Raw genomic sequence first — 19,634 nt, 5'->3', positions numbered from 1 at the left:
CTTAGCAAGAACCCTTGTTATATAAAAAGGTTATGCTCAAAAATTATAGTTTTATTTAAAAAAAGTAAGATAACTTGATTGCCATCAAGTACGCTGGTGATTTTAACCGTTAAACTAAGGGCAAGTTAAGAAAATAAATTTTACTTTTTTGTCAGTTAGGACCACTTTTATAATTTTGCTTGTAACAAAGCTATCATCAGAAAATTTGGCGGAAGTTGTTTAGTTTTTGCTGACAAAATAGGAGGAGAGAGTATGAAATATCAACAACAGGTTTTGCAGCATAAAAACCAACTCGCTTTTTTAGGGGGCGTTTTGATTAGTCTGGCTTTTATTAGTAAGCTCGCACATTTTACAACCGCTTATAGTCTTTTCATGGCACTATCTGCGATTATAGGCAGTTTGCCAATTTTTATCCTTGCGTATCAAGCATTGCGGGTAAAAGTCATTAGCATCGATTTATTGGTGTCAATAGCAGTTATCGGTGCCTTTTTGATTGGAGAATATAATGAGTCGGCTATTGTGACGTTTTTATTCTTATTTGGCAGTTGGCTGGAACAAAAAACGTTGGCTAAGACCCGTTTGGCGATTAAAACACTCACGCAAATGGCACCTACGACAGCTTTTGTCATAAAAAATGATGAAATTAGCGAAGTGGATGTGGATGACGTTGAAATTTTTGATCAGTTATTGGTTAAAACAGGAGGACAAGTACCTGTTGACGGCATTATCACTTCAGGAGAGGGCTATTTAAATGAAGCCAGTGTCACCGGCGAAGCTAAATTTGTGCACAAAGAAGCTGGAGCTACTGTTTTTGCCGGCACCTTTTTAGAAAATGGTACGTTGCAAATAGAAGCACAAAAAATTGGTGAAGATACGACCTTTGGCAAAATTATTGAATTAGTCGAAGAAGCCCAAGATTCCAAGTCAAAGGCCGAACGCTTTATTGATCGTTTTGCGAAGTTTTATACACCATTTGTTTTACTTTTGGCTCTAGTTGTAGGACTGATTAGCTGGAATCTATCCTTGGCTATTACCATTTTAGTACTCGGCTGCCCGGGAGCATTAGTCATTGGCGTACCCGTTTCCAATGTGGCTGGAATTGGCAATGGGGCCAAATTTGGGGTCTTGTTAAAAGGCGGCGAAGTTTTAGATACCTTTAGCAAAGTAGATACTTTTGTTTTTGATAAAACCGGCACGTTAACGGCAGAAAAACCCACAGTTAGTGGGATTTACAACTATTATGGTGATAAAGCAGAAAATTTGCGCCTATTAGCTAGCGTTGAAAGACAATCAGATCACCCGCTAGGACAAGCTGTTATTCAGTTTGCAGCTCTTGCAAGTTATTTACCGGTGGAAAAAACAGTTGTCTTAAAGGGTCGTGGTATTAAAGCTAGGATAAACAATCATGAGGTGTTAGTCGGCAACGCCCAACTACTACAAGAAGCAGGGATAAGGATTGACGCAGCCGCAAAAGATCAAAGTTATTTACAAGAAAGTGGCCATTCATTAGTTTATTTGGCACAAGATGGAAAGTTATCACAGCTATTAGGTATTAAAGATCAAGTGCGTCCGAAAGCCCAAAAAACACTTGCACAGCTAACGCAAATGGGGGTAAAAAATTTAGTCATGTTGACCGGTGATAATAAAAAAGCGGCTGAGATTGTCGGAAGACAATTGGGAATCACTGAAGTTCACGGCGAGCTCTTACCAGCCGAAAAAGCAGATTTTATCACCAAATTGCAAAAAAATGGTCATAAGGTGGCGTTTGTTGGGGACGGGGTTAATGACAGTCCTTCTATCGCCCTAGCAGATATTGGAATTGCAATGGGGAATGGGACCGATGTTGCTGTTGAAACTTCGGATGTGGTTTTAATGAACTCTGATTTTACCAAACTAGTTCATGCGTATGCTTTAACGAAAAAAACAGTTTGGAATATGAAGGAAAATATTGCCATTGCGATTGGAACGGTAGCTTTTTTATTAGTCGGTTTAATCTTTGGGTACATTTACATGGCCAGTGGTATGTTGGCTCACGAATTAAGTATTTTAGTCGTGATTGCAAATGGTATGCGCCTATTACCATTTAAAGTGGGGAAACTTGATAGCTATCAAGTTTCTAATCCAACAGAAGTTTTACAATAAGTACCATAAAACATAAAAAGGAGAATGTCTGATGGAAAAAGTAATTATTCAATTAGGGGCGCTAACTTGCCCCTCTTGTCTACAAAAAATCGAAAGTGCGGTCAGTCAAAAGGCAGGAGTAAAAAAAGTAAAAGTTTTATTTAACGCCAGCAAAGTTAAAGCAGTAATTGATCCAAAAGCAGTAAGTGGCAAAGCACTAGCAGATACAATCGAAAAATTAGGCTATGAAGTGCAATCTATTAAAGTGAAGGAAGACTAAATTATGAATGCAGCAGAAAAATATCAAGCAGAATTAATTCAAAGTGAAAAAGATCACCATACACCAACAGCGGGGGCCATGAGTGGCCACATCTTAGCTAACTTGTTTATCCAACGTAATAAATTACGTCAAATAAATTACTATTTAAAAGGGCCTGGCAAAGCTTTTAGTGTTGAAATTGCCGCTGTTATCAAAAAAGAAGACGAATTATTTGACCGTTTAAATCAATTGTTGTTAGATGAAGGTCAAGTTATTCCCACGACAACAGCCGAATTTACGCAATATACGATGTTAGAAGAAAGCGGACAATTAAAATATGAAGAAATAGATTCCATTTTATTTTCCGCAGTGCAAGATTTTAATACGCAAAATTTATTTGTGGTACGTGGGATAAAATTGGCTGAAAAAGAAGAAAAATTTGCTTTAATGCAATTTTTGCAAGATTTATACGGTTGGTTAAAAGGACAGAGTCGTCTTTTTCAAAGTTTTATCGGTCATGACGCATTAGAAGGTTTACTGCTAGAAGATGACGATGACGACGACTAACGTTTAATTAGCTCCAAAAAGGAGGAGAGCTCGTGGTTTTTGATCACTTATGTGTTACACTGGTGCCTTTATTTAATCATTTAGATAAAGAAGATCAGGCTAGAATTAATCAACTCCTGCATCATCAAGTTTTTCAAAAAGGCGAACAAATCACGACACCGACTGGTGAAGCGCAACTGGTGATTGTTGCCAGTGGTAATTTAAAAGTTTATCAACTATCAGCAGCTGGAAGAGAACAATTATTGCGCGTGGTAGAACCTGGGGGCTATGAAGGTGAGAACCTGCTTTTTGGAGCTAGCAATGACAACTTGTTTAGCGAAGCACTGCAAGAAACAGAAGTTTGCATCTTGAAACAAGCTGATTTTAAACAGTTACTGATAGATTATCCAAAGCTCAGCTTGAAACTTTTAGAAATTAATGCCAAGAAAATGACAAAAGTAGAACAGCAAAGTCAATTTTTAACGATGGAGAAAATTGAAGAACGCTTGGCTATCTACTTGTTGGATTTGAGCGTTGCCGAAAATAGTGATGAGGTTACAATTCCTATGAAAATGAAAGAATTGGCGGCTTTTTTGGGAACTACGCCAGAAACTCTTTCCCGCAAAATGAAGTTGCTTGAAAAAAGACAGCTGATTTTGCGAAAAGGCTATCAGATTAAGCTTTTGAATAAAGACGGATTAGAAGACTTATAAAAAAAGCTAGGTCATGATAGATAATTTTAAAAGTAAGCAGGTGCTTTTAAAAAATTGTTTCTAAAGTTGTTTACTTATTAATATGAAATAAAACACTGAATAAAAGGGGCTGAATTTTCCCCTTATTCAGTGTTTTTTTAATAAAGAATTGCTCTAGGCGGCTAGTGTTGCTATAAAAATACGGGGCCTCAAATTAGAAGATTACTAAAAGAAATAAAAGAAAAGTGCAGCGCTTTGCCAGTGCGAAAAAAAACTAAAGTTTATATGATCCTGATCGATAAAAAACTTATACGCTCAAATGAGGTGATGTTTTCCAGATGAGATAATTTTCATGAAGTCTTTTCACCACCAGTTTTTTTAGGTAAAATGAAAGCTACGAAAAAATTTTAAAGGAGAAATGAAATGTCACAATTACCGAAATGTCCAGAATGCGGGTCTGAGTATACCTATGAAGATCGCGGCCTATTTGTTTGTCCTGAATGTGGTCATGAATGGAGCGCAGCAAAAGAAACACAGTCACCAGCAGAGGGCGTAGTTGCAAAAGATGCAAACGGCAATTTATTACAAGATGGCGACAGTGTCACTGTTATTAAAGATTTAAAAGTCAAAGGGGCTTCAAATCCCATTAAACAAGGTACAAAAGTAAAAAATATCCGCTTAGTTGAAGGGGATCATAATATTGACTGTAAAGTGGATGGTTTTGGTCCAATGAAATTAAAGTCAGAATTCGTCAAAAAATTATAAAATTCCTTCTGATTCTCTTCACAATATTTTCATGAGTAAAATGGTAAAATAAAGATAGACAAGTCTTATTTGATTCTGTGAGGGAGGAAACGACGATGTATGGAATGGGTTATGGCTTTATGCCGTTTTTTGATCCAACAATGATTTTAGTGATTATCGGGTTGGTGTTATCAGGGATTGCATCAGCTTATGTAAATAGTACCTTTAGAAAGTACGATGAAGTGAAAAGCCGCAATAATGTTACAGGGACACAAGCTGCCCAGTATATTTTGAATGATCAAGGCATTAACGACGTCGGGGTGCAAAAAATTGCCGGGAATTTGACCGATAATTATAATTCTCAAACAAAAATGTTAAGTCTATCAGAAGCGACGGCGCAATCTACCTCGGTAGCCGCGATTGCTGTAGCCGCCCATGAATGTGGGCATGCGGTTCAAGATGCAAAAAGTTATGTACCGTTGCGTTTACGCGCTGCCATTGTACCAGTAGCAAATTTTGGTTCAACTTTGGCATTTCCGATTATTTTAATTGGCTTTTTCTTAAGTGCGCCAAAACTGGTTACGATTGGACTTTGGGCTTTTTCGTTGGCACTACTTTTCCAATTGGTAACATTACCAGTAGAATTCAATGCTTCAGCTCGAGCATTGAAAATTTTGAGTAACGGGAATTTGTTAACAGAAGAAGAGCTGCCGATGGCGCGGAAAGTTTTATTTGCCGCTGCTTTAACGTATGTTGCTGCCGCTGTAGCAACGTTCTTGCAACTCTTGCGCTTGATTTTAATTTTTGGTGGTAATCGGCGGGATTAAGATTGCTAAATTTAAATGCGTAACCGAATTTGATTGGTTGCGTATTTTTTATGCGCTTTTACCCGATAAGATACTTGATATAAGGCAAATCTTTGCACTTTTGCGATAATTTTGACAAAATAATAACTAAATGAAACGATTGCTATTTTAAAATCAGGCTGGAGGCACGACATGAATAAAAAGGAAATTGGTATCCGCTCTCTTGTAGCGCTAATAGGTGTTGCGATACTAGCATTAGGGGCGACCACTTTACGCATGGGAAAAGTTGGTTTAGATCCTTATACGTCCACAAATATTGCACTCGGGGGCAAACTTGGTTTATCACTAGGCGTCTATCAACTGATGGTAAATATTATCATTTTGGTATTGATCTTTATTTTCGAAAAAAAATACATCGGCATCGGTACCGTCATCAATATGGTGCTGGCAGGTTTTTTCATTGATTTTTACACGGAAATTTTTACCAGTCTAAATTTAGTTGCCCACAATATTTTGATGCAATTGCTCTTTTTGGTAATTGGTATTTTGCTTTTTAGTTTTGGTGCATCATTATATATGGGGGCAGAATTAGGCAATGCGCCATACGATGCAATTGCACCAGTAATTGTGGACAAAACAGGAGCCCCTTACCGGGTTATTCGAGTGATCCAAGATGTTACGTTCAGTGTAGTAGCCTTTGTTTTTGGCGGACCAATTGGTATTGGAACATTTATCAGTGCCTTTTTAACAGGTCCGTTTATCAGTTTCTTTGACCAAAAAATCACCCATCCCATCGTCAATTCTTTAACCAAAAAATAAGAAGGTAAACAAAGGAGACTAGCTTTTGCAATCATTTTTCAAAAAAATATTGTTTAAGTCTTTCTCGTTTTTGGCTTTTATGTATCTAGTCAAAGCACCTAACTTTTACAAGAAATAAACAAGAGACAGAAAAGGTAAAAGAGCTACCTTGTCAGTCTTTGTATTATTTTTGAAAAGTTGCCCGAGGTGTTTTGGCTTTTATGTATCTAGTTAAGGCACCTAACTTTTACAAGGGTGAAAGCCCTTTTGGTTTTGCTATTTTTTTCTCTGTGCTATGATGAAGTAGTAGAAAAAGTTCTTAAAAGAGGGGCTGAAAAAGGATGAAAAATAAGACAAAAGTAACGATTGGACTAAGTATTGCGGCGGTGGCTGGTATTACAACAGCTGTAATTGCTTCGGATGCGGTAATTAATAAAATTCGCCATAAAAAAGATCGCTGCAAGGTAAAACGATTTGTTGATGATAAGTTTGACGGCAACGAAAAGTTAATGTCAGTGGTGGATAATTTGTCAGACGATGAATTGGATTCATTGATGAATGTTATGAAAAAAATTAAATCCGGTCGCAAACAAATTTCTGTCTATGGCGATTCTTTAAAGGAAACAACTGAAAGTTTAAAAGACAAATTAAGTGGTTTGATTGATCAAATTGTCTAAAAAGTAAAAAGAAAGGCACGTCAGAATGACGTGCCTTTCTTTTGGTAAATTTTTGGAATAAAAAAACGAAACCGAAGTCTCGTTTAAGGTCTTTTTAATCAGACACATGGCAGATCCCGCTTAGTGCTGCTTCCTTCCAGATCTGACACAATTCACAAGCCTGCCATTGTCCTAGCCTTGCGGCAAGAACTAGTATAGCGTATTTCGTCAAATTTGGCTAGTCTTTTTCTAAAGTTTTATTCCGTCGGAAGATCTAATGTAAGTTTACGCATTTTTTTCTCGGCTTTGTTTTTTGCCCGTAATGCCCGGAAAAAGTCAGTTAAGATCCGACCACAGTCCGCTTGTAAAATGCCACCTTCAACATAAGACCAATGGTTAAAGCGTTCATCAGTTAAAATTGTCAATAATGAACCAGCTGCGCCACCTTTTGGATCATAAGCACCAAAATAAACTTCTTCCACGCGGGCTAATTGCATCGCCCCGCTACACATGGGGCAGGGTTCTAATGTGACAAATAGTTGACTGCGCTCTAAACGCCAACTGTCGATATTTTGACACGCCTCGCGAATGGCAAACATTTCTGCATGTGCAGTTGCATCTTGATCTGCCTCGCGGCGGTTGTATCCATAACCGATAACTTTACCGTCTAAAACAACTACGGCACCAATCGGTACTTCTCCGATAGCTTGCGCTTTTTTTGCCTGTTCTAAGGCCAAGAGCATATATTTTTCTTTTGTTAAAGTATCCAAGCTACTGCTTTTTTCCACATTTTTCACCTCGCCAAATTTTAGCATTTTTTGACAAGAGACAAAAGAGGTACCCTAGTAAAATTGGCAGTTTTACTAGGGTATCGAAAAAGAAGAAATGAAAAAATTATTGGGTATGGCAAAACTATAATTCTGCAAGCTTAATAACAGCTTAAAGTACCGTATTCTTTTACACCGTTTTTGAAGTCAGCTACAATCAAAGTAGGAGGTGGTGACGATGGAGAAAAAAACCAGTCGCTGGATAAAATTTTTAGGTGGTAAAAATTTAATTTTTACTTTAGTAGCGTTACTTTTATTAGGCGCTGTTTTGTGGCTCTTTGCCCAGTTAGATTTCTTATTTGATCCGTTTGTGACAATTTTTAAAGCCATTAGTGGCCCGCTTATTCTAACAATGGTCTTATATTATTTATTTAATCCCATTATTGATTGGCTGGAAGGTAAAGGGGTGAAGCGGGTAATTAGTGTAGCAGCTTTATTTATTGTTTTGATTAGCTTAGTCGTAGTTGCTGTTGTTTTAATTAGTCCAATTATTCAAAAACAAGTTCTCTCTTTAGTCTCTTCATTTCCAGATTACATGGATAAGACGATAAAAATGATCACGAAGCTTTTTGATAATTCACCATTTGAAGAACCGTTGGATCAAACAATGGAAAAGTTGCAGAATTGGTCTGAGGGACTTTCTAGCCAAGTAACCGATTATTTATCAGGGGTTATTAAAGGGGCTTCCAATGTTGTTTCAACTATTACCAGCACAGTATTAATTATTGGGACGGCACCAATCATTACTTTTTTCTTATTAAAAGATGATCGCAAATTTTTTAGTTATGTTACCAAGTTGATTCCTCCTCGTTTTCGTAAAGATGCCAAAGCGATTGCAGGGAGCATGAATACGCAAGTAGGAGCATATTTGAAAGGACAAGTTTTAGTTAGTATTGCGATTGGCTTGTTGACCTTTATTGGTTTTTTAATTATTGGTATGCCATTTGCCGGGTCGTTATCCTTACTAACTGGTGTGACGGCTATCATTCCATATATTGGGCCATTTATTGCCTTTATCCCAGCTTTTATTGTTGCATTGATGTCTTCTTTTGGCATGTTAGTAAAAATGTGTCTGGTTTGGGTAATTGTCCAAATGTCCAATGGGCATCTGATTGAACCAGCAGTGATGGGCAAACATCTTTTAGTACATCCAATTACGATTGTTTTAGTCTTATTGGTAATGGGAGATTTAATGGGGATGTTTGGTCTGATTTTTGGGATTCCTATTTACGCTGTGATAAAGGTTTTATGTATTTATTTCTTCCGCAAACTAAAAGGGCGGTATAATCGCTTTTATGGTGAGTATGGGAAATATGAAGAGACTGATTTTGAAGAATAAAAAAGCTATGCTTGTAGATGTTTTGAATCTACAAGCATAGCTTTTTTACTAGCGCAAAGAATTATTCGTGGTAGTCTTCGTAACGAGGGGCGTTAGCTTTTAATTCGTTTTGTTCGCCTAAACTTAGTTCGCTGAAAACGTCATTGCCATCTAAGAAGGATTCCCAATCAGAAGTCATTAATTCATTTAGACCGTCTTCATCATGCTTTTCCCAGACTTCGGTTTTGACGCCATCTGGTGTAATAAAGTGTCCTTTTTCATTTTTATTAAGGTTTTTTAATTGGGATAAGTCGTGTTTTTTGTTAAATAATTTTTCCCATTCAGTTTTTAATGCGTGTTTCATCTGCGTTCCTCCTTTTTTACTGCTAGCTTTATTTTAGCAAATGCATGTGATTGGGTAAAAGATTTCAAACCCGGGTATCAAAATAAGACGCTGTGAAAAAAATGTGCTAGTCTAAGTTTAGCTTATTTACCTACCTTTAGAAATGAGGCCTCATTATGGAAAAAATTACCATTATGCATACCAATGATTTACACTCCCATTTAGAAAACTGGCCGAAAATCAGACGCTATTTGGAACAACGCCAGCGAGAATTAGCCCAAAAAGGTCATGGGGCTATTACAGTTGATTTAGGTGATTTCATTGATCGTTGGCATCCTTTGTCAGAAGCGACAAATGGCAAAGCAAACGTTGCTTTAATGAATGCCGTTCATTATGATGCGGCTACAATCGGAAATAATGAAGGGGTCGGAAATTCCCAATACGATTTAAATCACCTGTATGATGAAGCCAATTTTGATGTTTTGTTAGCCAATTTATTTGATAAAAAAACTTTACAACCACCCAAATGGAGCAAAGAGTATAAAATTATCACCACAAAAGCTGGGAGTAAAGTTGGCCTAATTGCACTGACAGCACCATTTCCCCTTACCTATAGTCCTAATGGTTGGGATATTCGGTACCCATTAGAAATTTTGCCTAATTTAGTTGCCCATTTAAGACCGCAAGTTGATGTTTTGGTATTAATGAGTCATTTGGGAATTGAAGACGATCAGTTAATTGCCAGCGAAATGCCGGAAATCGATGTGATTTTAGGGTCCCATACCCACCATTTATTTCCAGCCGGTAAAGTGGTCAATGGCGTGCAATTAGCTGCCGCTGGAAAGTTTGGCTATTATATTGGAGAGGTTCGGCTGGAATTGGACGAAAATCATAAAATTATTTCCAAAATGGCGCGTACCATTGAAACTGCAACTTTAACGACGTTTCCAGAAGATGAAGAAGAAATTAAGGGCTATTTGCAAAAAGGGCATGACTTACTAAAAGCGCAAAAGGTCGCGAACTTACCTTATGATTTAACGCTGGATTTAAATGGTGAGCACCGCCTAATCGATGCAACTTTAAAAGCGGTAGAAAAAAGAGGGCAGACAGATGTGGCTATTTTAAATAGTGGTTTATTTTTGCAAGAATTGCCAAAAGGTGAAGTGAATCAAGATCAACTCCATACGACTTTGCCCCACCCAATGCATCTTTTAAAGGTCACGTTAAAAGGTGCTGACGTCCGCCGTTTAGTTTTAGAGATGGAAAAAAATCGTAACTTTTTACGGAATTTTCCCATGCTGGGGATGGGATTTCGCGGGAAGATCTTTGGTGTAATCACGTATGATGGTATTTTTTATGACAGTGTGAACCATGAAGTTTATTGGTTAAAAGAAAAACTGCAAGATGATAAAGACTACACATTTACGACAGTGGATCATTTTATGTTTGTCCCGTTTTTTCCTACAATTGAGATTGCTGGTAAATACGAATTTTTATTTCCAGAGTTTATCCGTAGCGTGTTAGGGACGTATTTGCAAACTCACTATCCAAGCAAATAAAAACAAGGTATAATGAAAAACAGGTGGTGAAAGAATGACAAAAGAGAACAAAAATCTAACCGAAGAATTAACGACGGTTTTAGAGGAAGTCGCAACCGAAGAAGTGGCAAAACCGCAAAAAGGTGAGCTTGTGACACCGATTAATGAGACTGATTTTATGATCGGACAACGTCAGTATAAGCTTGTTTATGACCACCGGGAAGGCTTTGACGCAGAAAAATTAGGAGAACGTTTCAGCGAGGTTTTGGCTCGTTATGATTATATTGTTGGCGATTGGGGCTATGAGCAGCTACGCTTAAAAGGCTTTTTCAGTGCTGATGATAAAAAAGCACAACCAGAACAACGCATTGATACTTTAGAAGATTATTTATATGAATACTGTAATTTTGGCTGTGCCTATTTTGTGATCCAGCGCGTAGGAAATAAGCGAGAGAAAACACAAAATCGTAAACGCCGTAAGAAAAATTACACAAATCAGCCGGCACAAGCACATATTGCCGAAAAGAAAACAGAGGTAAAGAAAAAAACAAAGCCGGTATTAAAGAAAAAAGTTGAAAAACAGCCGACTAAGAAAACAGAAGCTGCTGCAAAACCTGTCAAAAAAGATGGAAGAAAAGGCGGCTTTACCATTAGGAAGCGAGAAGATTAATGTACAAAGGATACTTAATTGATTTAGATGGCACGATTTATCGTGGTCAAGAACCAATTCCAGCAGGAAAACGCTTTGTAGATGAATTAAAACGCCGTAATTTACCGTTTTTATTTGTCACAAATAATACAACCCGTAGCCCTGAGACAGTTTCAGAGCGCTTGGAAAATGAATTTGATATCAAAGTCGCGCCCGCAACAATTTATACAGCAAGTTTGGCTACCATTGATTTTATGAAAGCTGATAATGCCGGTAATAAAGTCTTTGTCATTGGTGAAGCAGGCCTGATTGACTTAATACTAGCGGCCGGTTTTACTTGGGAGGAAGAAAACCCAGATTATGTTGTGGTAGGGTTGGATAATCATGTAACGTATGAAAAATTTGTATTGGCAACTTTAGCCATTCAAAAAGGTGCTACTTTTATTGGAACTAATCCAGATAAAAACATTCCGACTGAACGCGGTTTGTTACCTGGAGCGGGCTCATTGATTTCATTAGTTGAAACAGCCACGCAAACAAAACCAATTTACATTGGAAAACCAGAAGCGATTATTATGGATAAAGCGCTGGAAAAAATTGGCTTAGCTAAAAAAGATGTGATTATGGTTGGCGACAATTACGAAACGGATATTTGCTCTGGGTTAAATAATGGCATCGATACCTTGTTGGTGCTGTCAGGTTTTACTCAAAAAGCAGAGGTTGCTACCTTACCTGAGGCACCGACTTTTGTATTGGATTCATTAGATGAGTGGGATTTTGAGGTTCAAAAAAGATGATGACAGCTTGGCAAAGACGGTTAGGTTTTTTCAGCCTTTTTTTAACGATTATCACGTTGGTTATCACAGTAGCGATTAACTTTCGGCCTTTATATGTCTTTGATATTCATTATTTGAATATCCTCGATTATACAGTTGTTGATAAAACGACATTGTTAAAAAATTTTGACAAACTAATGGCTTTTTTAAACAATCCCTTTGCAAGTCAATTGGCTTTGCCGGACTTTCCGATGTCTGAAGCTGGTCGGGGACATTTTATCGATGTTAAAAAGTTATTTATGCTAAATTATGCTGTTTTACTTGTAACCTTCATTCCTTCTTTGATCTTTTTAGTAAAGTTGAAAAGACAACAAAGTTTATGGCGCTTAATCTTGCCCTTTGAACTGGGGATGGTAATTCCAGTGGTTTTTGGCTTTGTGATGGCAACCGGGTTTGATCGTTTTTTTGTGACATTTCACAAATTGTTTTTCCAAAATGATGACTGGTTATTTGACCCCAGAACAGATCCAATCATTAATGTTTTACCGGAAAGCTTTTTTATGCACTGCTTTATTTTAGCGTTTGTTTTATTGGAATTGTGCTTTTTAGCTTTCGTTTTATGGGGACGGACAAGTTTCAAGCAAAAAAACAACGATCCTAGCTAGGGGTCGTTGTTTTTTTTGACTATAAGAAAAGAATAAATTTTTCAGCGAAATAAACGCCTGATAGTAAGAGTATCCACGCCTGATTTTCCAAACTAACTTGCCTTATTGCTGGCGAGTTGATCAAGTGCCTTTAGCTTTTCATATTGTCTAGCTTCATGCACTAACTCTTTGTGACAATAAGGCAAAAATCTTAAGAAATTTGAAGCACAATTCATCAAGCTTTTTGCCTTATGTTTTAGAGCTGAAGGATTCTTTTAGTTTTTCTTATTGAGTGATGTAATGGGACTTACCGGGATTTTGGTGAGCTAAACGACTAGCAGCAGAAGCCGCAATAGCTCCGACAATATCATCTAAAAAGGTATGGACATGTTTGCCATCGTGGCTGTTTAATTCTTTTAAAATGCCAGGCTTTACTTTGTCGATATAGCCGTAATTCGTGAAACCGATGGAACCATAGACGTTAACAATCGACAGCGCCAAGATTTCATCAATACCATAAAGGCCTTCGTCATCTGCCACAATTTCTTGTAGAGGATCAAGTAATTTTCCTTCTTCAGCTAAAATATCCAATTGAATACCTGTGATAATCGCATTGTGGACTTCTCGTTTGGTTAAGACACTATTGACGCTTTCAACACATTTTTCCAAGGTGATATCTTTGATATAATCTTTTTGTAAAAACATTACCAACTCGCCAATTTCATCTAGGGAAACACCACGAGTTGTCAATAATTCACGGGCTTTTTCTTCGAGTGTTTTTGTTTCAATTACCATTCAAATCCCTCCAATTCTTCTTGCTAAGGTTAGCTCATCTTTTATGTTATACTATCTGAAAGCATCAAGCAAAGAAAAGGAAGACCGTCATGAAACCTTTAATCGAATTTTGTGAACAAAACCTAAGCCGGCAGGGCAACCTTTTATTAGAAGATGAAGAACTAAAGGAAAAGGTAGATTTTTTAATTACCAGTTGTTTAAGTATGTGTGAATTATGTGCCAAAAAATTATTTGTTATAGTTGAAGGAGAAGTCATTGTAGCTGATACGATGTCAGAGCTTTTAAGTAAAGTCAAAGGTGCTATTTCGGAGTGGGATGATTTTTAAATAGCTAAATAAGAAAAGCTAAAGGAAACCTTCAGCTCTAAGGCATAAGTCCAAAATTTGTACTTTCTGATATAAATGAGACCTAAAAATTTTTACTGCTTTATACTAGCTTAGCAACTAGTATAAAAGCAGTAAAATTTTTAGGTCTTTTGATTTTAAAATAAACTTGTACTATGAGCAGGTTGGGTTCGATTTTTAGGGTCGATAAAATGCAAAGCGTTGTTCACAGCAGTTGGGGCTTCGCCAAAACCGGTTGCGATCAGTTTTACTTTGCCTTCATAACCGGCAATATCACCACAGGCGTAAATTCCCGGAATAGAAGTACTCATGTCAGAATTGACTGTGATGGTTTGTCTTGTTCCAGCCAAATTCCAATCTTTCACATTTAGGTTAGAAGTAAAGCCGTAGTTTACCAGGAGGTGATCCACCGCTAGCTCAATTTTTTCTTTAGTCTTAACGTGTTGCAGACTTACGCCATCTAAAAAGTCGGTGCCGTGTACGTCGTTAATCACATAAGGCGTCATAATATTAACCGATGATTGGTAAAGATTTTCAACACTGTGTTCTAAAGCACGAAAATTGTCGCGGCGATGAATCAAATGAACTTCAGCGGCAATGGGTTCTAACATTAAGGCCCAGTCAATGGCAGAATCGCCACCGCCGGCTAACGCGACTTTTTTACCAGCATATTTCATTAAATCATTGACATAATAATCCAAACCACGCTTTTCAAAGGTCTTGGCATTTGGCACGGTTAGTTTACGAGGCTGAAATGATCCGTTTCCTAATGCTAAAATAGCGGCTTTGGTGTAGTGGGTATCTTTATCTGTTGTAATGACAATGACATCGTCTTGTTTTTCAAGGTGAATCACTTCTTCACCCAAACAATAAGTATGGGGAAATGTTTGTAACTTCTTTTCTAAAACTTGCACCAAGTCATTGGCCTTTATTTGAACGTAACCGGGAATATCGTATATATTTTTTTCAGGATAAAGCGTGGATAACTGGCCGCCTAATTGGGGGAGACTGTCGATAATTTTTGTTTTTGCATTGCGCATCCCTGCATAAAAACCCGCGAACATCCCCGCTGGACCAGCACCGATAATGGTAATATCATAGACTTCCATCTTGTTTCCTCCTTGCATGTTGTCGCAGTAAACCACTGCAATAGCTCCTAGTATAAGGGCAAAGAGTTGTTTTTTCTATTAAAAGGCATTATAGCGTTCACACCTTTAAATCTTTTAAAGTTCTCTTAGTAAAAAGCAATCCATTGCATTGTGAGCAGTGGGAAGTAAGGGTGTTTTAAGCATTTTGAAATCAAATTTTTGATAGAGGCTTAATGCTGCTTGTAAACTGTGGTGGCTCTCTAAATAGATTGCTCGATACCCAGCCTTTGTTGCAAAGGCTAAAGCGGCAACCATTAATTCATTGCTGTAGCCTTTTCCTTGTGCTTTTTTGGTTAAGTATAACTTTTGCAGCTCGCAAATATTTTTTTCAGGATAAAATTCGGCAATCCCGATACCTCCGAGAATTTCATCCTTTTCTGTGATAACAAAATAATTTCGTTTAGGTGAAGCAGCATAGTAAGTAGATAGTTGGTCTAGTTCGGAATCAAAATAAGCAGTTCCTGGGATTGCTAAGTTGCAGTCTTCAAGACTTGTACGAATAATCTTAGCGATTGTTTTATCATCTGTTTTTTCGATTAGACGAATTTTCATTGATGCACCCCCTAGTAGAGCGTTTAGTTTCCAGCAAGTATAGCAAATATCGCAAAATAAAATCAAGAATACGTGGCAAAATAGGCGAAGTCTGCTATCATGAAATTAATCCATTAAATAGAAGGAGGAATTATCGTGAGCGATTTTCCACAATTAACATTAGAAAACCAAACTGGCCACAAAGCACTAATCAAAACAAACCGTGGCAACATTTTAGTACAACTATTTCCAGAATTAGCCCCAAAAACAGTCCAAAACTTTGAAGCATTAGCCAATAAAGGCTATTATGATGGTGTTATTTTCCACCGTGTCATTCCAGATTTCATGATTCAAGGCGGCGATCCAACCGGTACTGGTATGGGGGGTGAAAGCAGTTTTGGTGGGAATTTTGAAGACGAATTTTCAAAAGAATTGTTTAACGTTCGGGGAGCGTTGTCTATGGCCAATGCCGGACCAAATACCAATGGTAGCCAATTCTTTATTGTGAATAACCAAAATGTTCCAGGGAATATGCTGGGACAATTAGAAGGTGCGGGTTATCCTTCTGAAATTATTGAAGCATATAAACAAGGTGGCACACCGTGGTTAGACTTCCGTCATACTGTCTTTGGTCATGTGGTTGAAGGCATGGATGTCGTAGATGAAATTGCGAATGTTCAAAGAGGCCCGCAAGATAAACCAGTTCATGATGTGGTCATTGAAACGGTTGAAATTTTAGCCGACTAATTTAAAATAGTTAAAACAATACCCGAATAAGCCAATGTTTTTTTTTAACAGTGTCTTATTCGGGTATTTGTTTGTCTGTTAAGGCGTTTTAACATCACTTGGGTCATCGGGGGCTACCATTTGCGCATATTCGTCGGTTTCTTCAATTGGATGTTTGGAGGTTTTTACTTCGATAAAATGAATGAGACGTCCAACACATAATAGAGCTGTGAGTGTCCCAAAGCCAATCCCGTTTGGTTGGCCCAAAAAAATCATTCCCAATAAAAAGGCGAGGGTAATCATCGTTAAATCAAAATAGAACTTGACTTGACCAAAGCGCTTTTCTTTTTTTAACGCAATAATTTCTACTAAACCATCAGGTGGGTTTAAGATCAGTTTGGAGTTCACCATCAAAAAGGCTCCCACACTAGTAGCGATTACGGCTGCAATTAAAAGTGCAATTTTGCCAATTAGACTTGTCACGACAAAATCTTTCAAACCTAAATCGACATTGTAAAAATCTACCACTGCACCAAAAAGAAATGAAAAAGGTAATTGCAAAAGAATTTTTAATGGCAAACTTTTGACCAGGATAATCTCAACGATAACCAATAAGCCAAAGACTAAACTCGTGGCATTACCTAGGGATAGACCGGTAATGGTCGCTGTCGTAAAAGGTACTGAAACTAAAGAACTGACACCTAGTTGGCAACTTGAAAAAAGCACAGTTCCCAAGGCTAAAATGAAAATCCCAGGGACATATTGAATGAAACGTTTTGCAAAATCAGGCATCTTTGTCCTCCTTTTTTATTTTACAGAGAAATTTTTTAAAAAAAAGTCTGTAAAATACTATTTTTAATCATTGTCTTATTTTAGTGTAACAAAATTTTCATGGCAAATGTAATAAAAACAAGAAAGAAAAAGAAAAGACCGCATCAAAAGATACGGTCAAAATGTTTTTATTATTTAAATGCCCGTGCTATTTGCTCTAATCCTTGTTGTAATGTGGATTTAGGACAAGCAATGTTTAGACGCATGTGTTGTTTTCCATTAGGTCCAAATGTAAAACCTCCATTTAAAACAACACCAGCCTCATCAATCATCTTCTTGTTTAACGCAGTATCCGTTAAATTATAAGCAGAAAAGTCTAACCAGAAAAGATAAGTACCTTCTGGGGGCATGATCTTTACTTGCGGCAGATTTTTTTGGAGAAATTCAATGGTAAAGGCGCTGTTTTTTTGTAAATAGTCTAACAGTTCAGTTAACCATGTTTCGCCACCTTCATAGGCAGCTTTAGTACCAATCAGTCCAAATGTATTAATCGTATCTTGTTCACTTTTTGCTTGAACAGCGGTAAAAGCGGCTTTTAATTTGGGGTTTTTCACAAAAATCATCGAGTTTTTAATGCCGGCCAAATTAAAAGTTTTGGTAGCAGCAGTTAACACAATAGAAAAATCAGCAAAACTTGGATCGATATTATGGAAAGTTTCATGTTGATAAGGCGCAAATATCAGATCTTGATGAATTTCATCACTTACAACCAAACAATGATGTTTTTTACATAAGTCACCTAATTGTTTTAATTCGGTCTTGCTCCAAACGCGTCCACCTGGATTATGGGGATTACATAAAATAAAGAGTTTGACATCTTCTTTAATCATTTGCGCTTCCATTGTGATAAAGTCCATTTCAAAGTGCCCATTGACTACTTTAAGTGGACTTCGAACTAATTTTCGTTTGTTTTCTTCTACCATTTGGGCAAAAGGGGGATAGACAGGATCGTGTATCATCACGCTGTCACCTTTGGATGTGAAAGCCTCAATACTGACAGCAATACTTGGTACGACACCAGGGGAAAATAAGATATCCTCTTTTTTTATATCATAATTATGACGTTTTTTTTGCCAATTTATAATAGCAGCATATAGATCATCTCCAAAAAGTGTATAGCCGTAAATTCCCTGTTCTACATAAGAAAGCAGTGCTTGTTTAACAGAAGGTGGTGCAGTAAAATCCATATCTGCTACCCACAACGGCAATAGATCATCTTTGTGGTAAGTTGTTGCAATACTATCCCATTTGACGCTATTTGTGTGACGGCGTTCGTTGCGTTGATCAAAACTTGACATAAAAAGACCTCCTAAATTTCTAAACTTCTTTTTTAACTCTAATTACAGTATAATGAATAAAGCAAGGAGTGGAAACCAAATGTCTTATAAAATCGGCGATATTCTTGAAGGTCAAGTTACAGGTATTCAGCCTTATGGTGCCTTCGTTTCTTTGGATGATAAAACCCAAGGACTGATACATATTTCTGAAGTACAGTCTGGTTATACTAAAAATATCCATGATATTTTGTCCGTTGGGGAAAAAGTAAAGGTCCAAATTATTGATATTGATGAATATTCACAAAAAATCAGTTTATCTAAACGAACGCTAGAAAAAAATTATGTTCCAAATCGCAATTACAAAAAACGTTACTTTACAAATAAAAATAAAAAAATTGGTTTTACCTCAATTAAAAAAGTATTACCAGACTGGATTGATGAGGCTGTAGCCTATTTGCATTCTGAAAATCGCGCGAAATAATTATGCATGTTTTCTGAAAATGTGCTATCATAAAAGCAGATAAAACAGCCGAGGTGGTATCGTGACTAATAAAAAAGTTGCTGGAACAGTAATGTTGCATTTACAAAATGGCTCTAAACGATTTTTAGTTCATACTGTAGGAGATACAATGGAGTTGGCGTCTACTGATTTTTCAAACGAACGTACTGGTTTGGCTAATATTTTGAGCTTATTAAAAGAAAGCGTTAAGCTCGATGTGAAAAATATTGACTTAGTAGAATTGACGAATGGTCAAATTGAAAAAGAGAACGTTCCACTGTTTGTTTTTGAAACGAGTGAAGAAAAGTTAGTTGGTGATTTACCTGAAGATTTTCGTTGGGAAGAACCACAAAGATTTCGGGAAATTATTAGGCATTATGATATTGAAGGTGTACCTTATTTTTAAATGACCAAAAGGAGATTATCAAAATCTCCTTTTTTTGTACAAAAAAATAAATACTCAAAAAAATATTTAACGGATAAAATAGTAATAGGGTGGATTTTAATTCGTAAATAATATCAATATAATAATTTTTTTTGTGAAATTCACTTTTTGATATTTGAAATACGAATGATTGAATCGTTTGATGAAAATTGTATGTTAGTCTTCCTTTATTTTACTAAACTTTTTGGTTGACCTGAACTTCTTAAAGTGGTAAATTAATCAACGTTGGCAAGGCAGTCACATAATTGAAAACAACTTGAAACATTTTTGAAAAAAGTTGTTGACAGTTGCTACAACGACTGTTAAACTAACGAAGTTGCT

The 19,634-nt window shown here is 37.0% G+C and carries 25 protein-coding genes and 1 other RNA gene; 17 read left to right on the top strand and 9 right to left on the bottom strand.

Annotated elements, in window-relative coordinates; all coding sequences use genetic code 11:
- Positions 1 to 252 precede the first annotated feature (252 nt).
- The 6 genes from K4422_RS06675 to K4422_RS06650 all read left to right on the top strand — a co-directional run bounded on the left by K4422_RS06675 (position 253) and on the right by K4422_RS06650 (position 5,189).
- On the top strand, positions 253 to 2,142 hold the full coding sequence (locus K4422_RS06675) for a heavy metal translocating P-type ATPase (RefSeq protein ID WP_230709979.1): 1,890 nt from the start codon (positions 253 to 255) through the stop codon (positions 2,140 to 2,142).
- 31 nt (positions 2,143 to 2,173) lie between these two features.
- Positions 2,174 to 2,401 (top strand): heavy-metal-associated domain-containing protein, encoded by a 228-nt coding sequence (locus K4422_RS06670; protein ID WP_230709977.1) that lies wholly within the window; start codon positions 2,174 to 2,176, stop codon positions 2,399 to 2,401.
- A 3-nt stretch (positions 2,402 to 2,404) separates the two neighbouring features.
- Positions 2,405 to 2,947, top strand: a complete 543-nt coding sequence (locus K4422_RS06665) for a DNA-binding protein (RefSeq protein ID WP_230709975.1) — start codon at positions 2,405 to 2,407, stop codon at positions 2,945 to 2,947.
- Between the two features lie 32 nt (positions 2,948 to 2,979).
- Positions 2,980 to 3,639, top strand: coding sequence for a Crp/Fnr family transcriptional regulator (locus K4422_RS06660; protein WP_230709973.1), 660 nt, complete (start codon positions 2,980 to 2,982; stop codon positions 3,637 to 3,639).
- 402 nt (positions 3,640 to 4,041) lie between these two features.
- Positions 4,042 to 4,383 (top strand): zinc ribbon domain-containing protein YjdM, encoded by a 342-nt coding sequence (locus tag K4422_RS06655; RefSeq protein ID WP_230709972.1) that lies wholly within the window; start codon positions 4,042 to 4,044, stop codon positions 4,381 to 4,383.
- Between the two features lie 95 nt (positions 4,384 to 4,478).
- Positions 4,479 to 5,189 carry a zinc metallopeptidase gene (locus K4422_RS06650; RefSeq protein WP_230709970.1) on the top strand — a complete coding sequence of 237 codons (711 nt, stop codon included), beginning with the start codon at positions 4,479 to 4,481 and terminating at the stop codon, positions 5,187 to 5,189.
- 11 nt (positions 5,190 to 5,200) lie between these two features.
- On the opposite strand, the gene K4422_RS06645 is transcribed toward K4422_RS06650, so the two are convergent.
- The gene (locus K4422_RS06645) at positions 5,201 to 5,362 is read right to left on the bottom strand and encodes a hypothetical protein (RefSeq protein ID WP_230709969.1); all 162 of its coding nucleotides are present in this window, start codon (positions 5,360 to 5,362) and stop codon (positions 5,201 to 5,203) included.
- Between K4422_RS06645 and K4422_RS06640 the strand changes: the two genes are divergently transcribed.
- Positions 5,361 to 5,987, top strand: coding sequence for a YczE/YyaS/YitT family protein (locus K4422_RS06640; protein ID WP_230709967.1), 627 nt, complete (start codon positions 5,361 to 5,363; stop codon positions 5,985 to 5,987). The genes K4422_RS06645 and K4422_RS06640 overlap by 2 nt on opposite strands.
- Positions 5,988 to 6,307: 320 nt before the next feature.
- Positions 6,308 to 6,643 carry a hypothetical protein gene (locus K4422_RS06635; RefSeq protein WP_206905849.1) on the top strand — a complete coding sequence of 112 codons (336 nt, stop codon included), beginning with the start codon at positions 6,308 to 6,310 and terminating at the stop codon, positions 6,641 to 6,643.
- Between the two features lie 91 nt (positions 6,644 to 6,734).
- Here the strand turns inward: K4422_RS06635 and ffs are convergent.
- Both ffs and tadA read right to left on the bottom strand, forming a co-directional pair.
- Positions 6,735 to 6,821, bottom strand: an RNA gene (ffs, locus tag K4422_RS06630) — signal recognition particle sRNA small type.
- Positions 6,822 to 6,879: 58 nt separating this feature from the next.
- Complete coding sequence (gene tadA, locus K4422_RS06625) at positions 6,880 to 7,437, bottom strand: tRNA adenosine(34) deaminase TadA (protein WP_230709964.1); 558 nt, start codon at positions 7,435 to 7,437, stop codon at positions 6,880 to 6,882.
- A 190-nt stretch (positions 7,438 to 7,627) separates the two neighbouring features.
- Between tadA and K4422_RS06620 the strand changes: the two genes are divergently transcribed.
- Complete coding sequence (locus K4422_RS06620) at positions 7,628 to 8,788, top strand: AI-2E family transporter (RefSeq protein WP_206905852.1); 1,161 nt, start codon at positions 7,628 to 7,630, stop codon at positions 8,786 to 8,788.
- A 61-nt stretch (positions 8,789 to 8,849) separates the two neighbouring features.
- Here K4422_RS06620 and K4422_RS06615 read toward each other — a convergent pair whose 3' ends face one another.
- Positions 8,850 to 9,131 (bottom strand): hypothetical protein, encoded by a 282-nt coding sequence (locus K4422_RS06615; RefSeq protein WP_230709962.1) that lies wholly within the window; start codon positions 9,129 to 9,131, stop codon positions 8,850 to 8,852.
- A gap of 155 nt (positions 9,132 to 9,286) precedes the next feature.
- Between K4422_RS06615 and K4422_RS06610 the strand changes: the two genes are divergently transcribed.
- The 4 genes from K4422_RS06610 to K4422_RS06595 are packed head-to-tail and all read left to right on the top strand — an operon-like array spanning position 9,287 to position 12,738.
- Positions 9,287 to 10,669 carry a bifunctional metallophosphatase/5'-nucleotidase gene (locus K4422_RS06610; protein ID WP_230709961.1) on the top strand — a complete coding sequence of 461 codons (1,383 nt, stop codon included), beginning with the start codon at positions 9,287 to 9,289 and terminating at the stop codon, positions 10,667 to 10,669.
- A gap of 34 nt (positions 10,670 to 10,703) precedes the next feature.
- Entirely contained in the window at positions 10,704 to 11,318 is a 615-nt protein-coding gene (locus tag K4422_RS06605) for a YutD family protein (protein WP_206905856.1), read from the top strand.
- Complete coding sequence (locus K4422_RS06600; RefSeq protein ID WP_206905858.1) at positions 11,318 to 12,094, top strand: TIGR01457 family HAD-type hydrolase; 777 nt, start codon at positions 11,318 to 11,320, stop codon at positions 12,092 to 12,094. The genes K4422_RS06605 and K4422_RS06600 overlap by 1 nt, the downstream gene beginning before the upstream one ends.
- Positions 12,091 to 12,738: a TIGR01906 family membrane protein gene (locus K4422_RS06595; RefSeq protein WP_230709959.1), complete on the top strand. Its 648-nt coding sequence runs from the start codon at positions 12,091 to 12,093 to the stop codon at positions 12,736 to 12,738. Before K4422_RS06600 ends, K4422_RS06595 begins: the two co-directional genes overlap by 4 nt.
- Before the next feature lie 264 nt (positions 12,739 to 13,002).
- On the opposite strand, the gene K4422_RS06590 is transcribed toward K4422_RS06595, so the two are convergent.
- Positions 13,003 to 13,512, bottom strand: a complete 510-nt coding sequence (locus tag K4422_RS06590; protein WP_230709957.1) for a phosphatidylglycerophosphatase A family protein — start codon at positions 13,510 to 13,512, stop codon at positions 13,003 to 13,005.
- 89 nt (positions 13,513 to 13,601) lie between these two features.
- Here K4422_RS06590 and K4422_RS06585 point away from each other — a divergent pair, with 89 nt between their 5' ends.
- Complete coding sequence (locus K4422_RS06585; RefSeq protein WP_230709954.1) at positions 13,602 to 13,838, top strand: DUF1450 domain-containing protein; 237 nt, start codon at positions 13,602 to 13,604, stop codon at positions 13,836 to 13,838.
- A 155-nt stretch (positions 13,839 to 13,993) separates the two neighbouring features.
- Here the strand turns inward: K4422_RS06585 and K4422_RS06580 are convergent, their stop codons facing one another.
- Together K4422_RS06580 and K4422_RS06575 are read right to left on the bottom strand one after the other, a co-directional pair.
- Positions 13,994 to 14,965 carry an NAD(P)/FAD-dependent oxidoreductase gene (locus K4422_RS06580; RefSeq protein WP_206905865.1) on the bottom strand — a complete coding sequence of 324 codons (972 nt, stop codon included), beginning with the start codon at positions 14,963 to 14,965 and terminating at the stop codon, positions 13,994 to 13,996.
- A 114-nt stretch (positions 14,966 to 15,079) separates the two neighbouring features.
- Positions 15,080 to 15,556 carry a GNAT family N-acetyltransferase gene (locus K4422_RS06575; RefSeq protein ID WP_230709952.1) on the bottom strand — a complete coding sequence of 159 codons (477 nt, stop codon included), beginning with the start codon at positions 15,554 to 15,556 and terminating at the stop codon, positions 15,080 to 15,082.
- A 135-nt stretch (positions 15,557 to 15,691) separates the two neighbouring features.
- Here K4422_RS06575 and K4422_RS06570 point away from each other — a divergent pair, with 135 nt between their 5' ends.
- Complete coding sequence (locus tag K4422_RS06570) at positions 15,692 to 16,282, top strand: peptidylprolyl isomerase (RefSeq protein WP_206905870.1); 591 nt, start codon at positions 15,692 to 15,694, stop codon at positions 16,280 to 16,282.
- Between the two features lie 78 nt (positions 16,283 to 16,360).
- Here the strand turns inward: K4422_RS06570 and K4422_RS06565 are convergent, their stop codons facing one another.
- Complete coding sequence (locus tag K4422_RS06565; RefSeq protein ID WP_230709950.1) at positions 16,361 to 17,053, bottom strand: YczE/YyaS/YitT family protein; 693 nt, start codon at positions 17,051 to 17,053, stop codon at positions 16,361 to 16,363.
- Between the two features lie 170 nt (positions 17,054 to 17,223).
- Positions 17,224 to 18,390 (bottom strand): MalY/PatB family protein, encoded by a 1,167-nt coding sequence (locus tag K4422_RS06560; protein WP_230709948.1) that lies wholly within the window; start codon positions 18,388 to 18,390, stop codon positions 17,224 to 17,226.
- 79 nt (positions 18,391 to 18,469) lie between these two features.
- Here K4422_RS06560 and K4422_RS06555 point away from each other — a divergent pair, with 79 nt between their 5' ends.
- On the top strand, positions 18,470 to 18,850 hold the full coding sequence (locus K4422_RS06555) for a CvfD/Ygs/GSP13 family RNA-binding post-transcriptional regulator (protein WP_230709946.1): 381 nt from the start codon (positions 18,470 to 18,472) through the stop codon (positions 18,848 to 18,850).
- 61 nt (positions 18,851 to 18,911) lie between these two features.
- The gene (locus tag K4422_RS06550; protein ID WP_206905881.1) at positions 18,912 to 19,274 is read left to right on the top strand and encodes a hypothetical protein; all 363 of its coding nucleotides are present in this window, start codon (positions 18,912 to 18,914) and stop codon (positions 19,272 to 19,274) included.
- Positions 19,275 to 19,634: the final 360 nt, after the last annotated feature.

The organism is Enterococcus sp. SMC-9 (assembly GCF_021011285.1).
GTDB lineage: Bacteria > Bacillota > Bacilli > Lactobacillales > Enterococcaceae > Enterococcus_C > Enterococcus_C montenegrensis.
The sequence above is the reverse complement of the archived record's forward strand: the minus strand, read 5'-3'. Positions and strand labels throughout refer to the sequence as shown.

Coding starts and splice junctions, on each gene's coding strand:
- K4422_RS06675 (WP_230709979.1), top strand. CDS start 253: ATGAAATATCAACAACAGGTTTTGCAGCATAAAAACCAACTCGCTTTT.
- K4422_RS06670 (WP_230709977.1), top strand. CDS start 2,174: ATGGAAAAAGTAATTATTCAATTAGGGGCGCTAACTTGCCCCTCTTGT.
- K4422_RS06665 (WP_230709975.1), top strand. CDS start 2,405: ATGAATGCAGCAGAAAAATATCAAGCAGAATTAATTCAAAGTGAAAAA.
- K4422_RS06655 (WP_230709972.1), top strand. CDS start 4,042: ATGTCACAATTACCGAAATGTCCAGAATGCGGGTCTGAGTATACCTAT.
- K4422_RS06650 (WP_230709970.1), top strand. CDS start 4,479: ATGTATGGAATGGGTTATGGCTTTATGCCGTTTTTTGATCCAACAATG.
- K4422_RS06640 (WP_230709967.1), top strand. CDS start 5,361: ATGAATAAAAAGGAAATTGGTATCCGCTCTCTTGTAGCGCTAATAGGT.
- K4422_RS06645 (WP_230709969.1), bottom strand. CDS start 5,362: ATGTCGTGCCTCCAGCCTGATTTTAAAATAGCAATCGTTTCATTTAGT.
- K4422_RS06635 (WP_206905849.1), top strand. CDS start 6,308: ATGAAAAATAAGACAAAAGTAACGATTGGACTAAGTATTGCGGCGGTG.
- tadA (WP_230709964.1), bottom strand. CDS start 7,437: ATGCTAAAATTTGGCGAGGTGAAAAATGTGGAAAAAAGCAGTAGCTTG.
- K4422_RS06620 (WP_206905852.1), top strand. CDS start 7,628: ATGGAGAAAAAAACCAGTCGCTGGATAAAATTTTTAGGTGGTAAAAAT.
- K4422_RS06615 (WP_230709962.1), bottom strand. CDS start 9,131: ATGAAACACGCATTAAAAACTGAATGGGAAAAATTATTTAACAAAAAA.
- K4422_RS06610 (WP_230709961.1), top strand. CDS start 9,287: ATGGAAAAAATTACCATTATGCATACCAATGATTTACACTCCCATTTA.
- K4422_RS06605 (WP_206905856.1), top strand. CDS start 10,704: ATGACAAAAGAGAACAAAAATCTAACCGAAGAATTAACGACGGTTTTA.
- K4422_RS06600 (WP_206905858.1), top strand. CDS start 11,318: ATGTACAAAGGATACTTAATTGATTTAGATGGCACGATTTATCGTGGT.
- K4422_RS06595 (WP_230709959.1), top strand. CDS start 12,091: ATGATGACAGCTTGGCAAAGACGGTTAGGTTTTTTCAGCCTTTTTTTA.
- K4422_RS06590 (WP_230709957.1), bottom strand. CDS start 13,512: ATGGTAATTGAAACAAAAACACTCGAAGAAAAAGCCCGTGAATTATTG.
- K4422_RS06585 (WP_230709954.1), top strand. CDS start 13,602: ATGAAACCTTTAATCGAATTTTGTGAACAAAACCTAAGCCGGCAGGGC.
- K4422_RS06580 (WP_206905865.1), bottom strand. CDS start 14,965: ATGGAAGTCTATGATATTACCATTATCGGTGCTGGTCCAGCGGGGATG.
- K4422_RS06575 (WP_230709952.1), bottom strand. CDS start 15,556: ATGAAAATTCGTCTAATCGAAAAAACAGATGATAAAACAATCGCTAAG.
- K4422_RS06565 (WP_230709950.1), bottom strand. CDS start 17,053: ATGCCTGATTTTGCAAAACGTTTCATTCAATATGTCCCTGGGATTTTC.
- K4422_RS06560 (WP_230709948.1), bottom strand. CDS start 18,390: ATGTCAAGTTTTGATCAACGCAACGAACGCCGTCACACAAATAGCGTC.
- K4422_RS06555 (WP_230709946.1), top strand. CDS start 18,470: ATGTCTTATAAAATCGGCGATATTCTTGAAGGTCAAGTTACAGGTATT.